Origin of the sequence: Streptomyces sp. NPDC059456 (assembly GCF_042750055.1) — a bacterium.
Lineage (GTDB): Bacteria > Actinomycetota > Actinomycetes > Streptomycetales > Streptomycetaceae > Streptomyces.
The window spans coordinates 16195-18102 of record NZ_JBHYVA010000092.1 but is presented as its reverse complement, the minus strand read 5'-3'; the positions used below and the strand labels follow the sequence as shown (position 1 = coordinate 18102).

At 71.2% G+C, this 1908-nt stretch carries 2 protein-coding genes; both read left to right on the top strand.

Features of this window, described 5'->3' with window-relative positions:
* The first annotated feature begins 179 nt into the window (after positions 1–179).
* On the top strand, positions 180–737 hold the full coding sequence (frr, locus tag ACFXA3_RS11465; protein ID WP_030298420.1) for a ribosome recycling factor: 558 nt from the start codon (positions 180–182) through the stop codon (positions 735–737).
* Positions 737–1813 carry a phosphatidate cytidylyltransferase gene (locus tag ACFXA3_RS11460; RefSeq protein ID WP_385185195.1) on the top strand — a complete coding sequence of 359 codons (1077 nt, stop codon included), beginning with the start codon at positions 737–739 and terminating at the stop codon, positions 1811–1813. Before frr ends, ACFXA3_RS11460 begins: the two co-directional genes overlap by 1 nt.
* Positions 1814–1908: the final 95 nt, after the last annotated feature.

Sequence of the window (1908 nt, the reverse complement as noted above, 5' to 3'; positions counted from 1 at the left end):
TGCTTGTCCGGGTCCGCGCGGCGTCAAACCGCCCGCGCGCTGAATGGGGTGATACGAGGGCCCCGGCGGGGCGCCACCGGGCCCCCGGGGCGGGCCCGCCCCGCCGGGGCGCCCGGCCCCCCGGGCCGAGCCCGCCCCGCCCGCCTGAACCATCCAAATCTGACATGCAGGAGCACGTGGTGATCGAAGAAATCCTCCTCGAGGCCGAGGAGAAGATGGAGAAGGCCGTCGTCGTCGCCAAGGAAGACTTCGCCGCGATCCGCACCGGTCGTGCGCACCCGGCGATGTTCAACAAGATCGTGGCGGACTACTACGGCGCCATCACGCCCATCAACCAGCTCGCGTCCTTCTCGGTGCCCGAGCCGCGCATGGCGATCGTGACCCCCTTCGACAAGAGCGCCCTGCGCAACATCGAGCAGGCCATCCGCGACTCCGACCTGGGCGTCAACCCCAGCAACGACGGCAATATCATCCGGGTGACTTTCCCCGAGCTGACGCAGGACCGCCGCAAGGAGTACATCAAGGTCGCGCGCACCAAGGCCGAGGACTCCAAGGTCTCGATCCGCTCCATCCGCCGCAAGGCGAAGGACGCCCTCGACAAGCTCGTCAAGGACAAGGAGTCCGGCGAGGACGAGGTGCGCCGCGCCGAGAAGGAGCTCGACGACACCACCGCGAAGTACGTCGCGCAGGTGGACGAGCTGCTCAAGCACAAGGAAGCCGAGCTCCTCGAGGTCTGATGAACGACTCTCCCTGGGCCACGGAGCCGGTTCCGGCGGGTCCCGCATACGATGCGCTGGTGGGCCCGCACACTCGGCCCATGCCCATCGTGCCCGATGCCGCCGGCCGTGACTTCGACGACCGGGAAGCACGCGATCGGGGGGCCGCCGCCGACGGCGGCCCCCCGTTCCGCGCCGAGACGCCGCCGCAGGAGCCCATGCCCAGCCCGCCGCCCCCGCCCTCGCAGGCACCGCAGGACGCTTCGCCCCCACCGCAGAAGAAGCGGGCGGGGCGCGACCTGCGTGCCGCCATAGGGGTCGGTGTCGGCCTCGGTGCGGTGATCTTCGCTTCGCTGTTCATCGTCAAGGCGGTCTTCGTCGGCGTCATCGTCGTCGCGGTCGTCGTGGGCCTGTGGGAGCTCACCTCCCGGCTCCAGGAGAAGAAGGGCATCAAGGCGCCGCTCGTCCCGCTCGCGGTCGGCGGCGCCGCCATGGTCATCGCCGGGTACGTCCGGGGCGCCGAGGGCGCCTGGGTGGCGATGGCCCTGACCGCGCTGGCGGTCCTGGTCTGGCGGATGACCGAACCGCCCGAGGACTACCTCAAGGACGTCACGGCGGGCGTCTTCGCGGCGTTCTACGTGCCCTTCCTGGCCACCTTCGTCGCGATGCTGCTCACCGCGGACGACGGCCCGCAGCGGGTGGTCACCTTCCTGCTCCTGACCGTGGTCAGCGACACCGGTGCCTACGCGGTGGGCTGGCGCTTCGGCAAGCACAAGCTGGCGCCGCGCATCAGCCCCGGCAAGACCCGCGAGGGACTGTTCGGCGCGGTGGCCTTCGCGATGGCGGCCGGCGCGCTGTGCATGGAGTTCCTGATCGACGGGGGCGCCTGGTGGCAGGGGCTGCTGCTCGGTCTCGCCGTCGCGGTCAGCGCCACGCTCGGCGACCTCGGCGAGTCCATGATCAAGCGGGACCTGGGCATCAAGGACATGGGCACGCTGCTGCCGGGCCACGGCGGCATCATGGACCGGCTCGACTCCCTGCTCCCGACCGCCCCGGTGGTGTGGCTGCTGCTCGCGGCCTTCGTCGGAACGGGCTGAGCCGCCCGGGTTATCCTGGAAAGCGCGCCACTGGTGAGTGGCGCGCGGTACACCGCTCTTCGGGGGGGTGGCCGGGGCGGGGGTGGGCCCCCCCC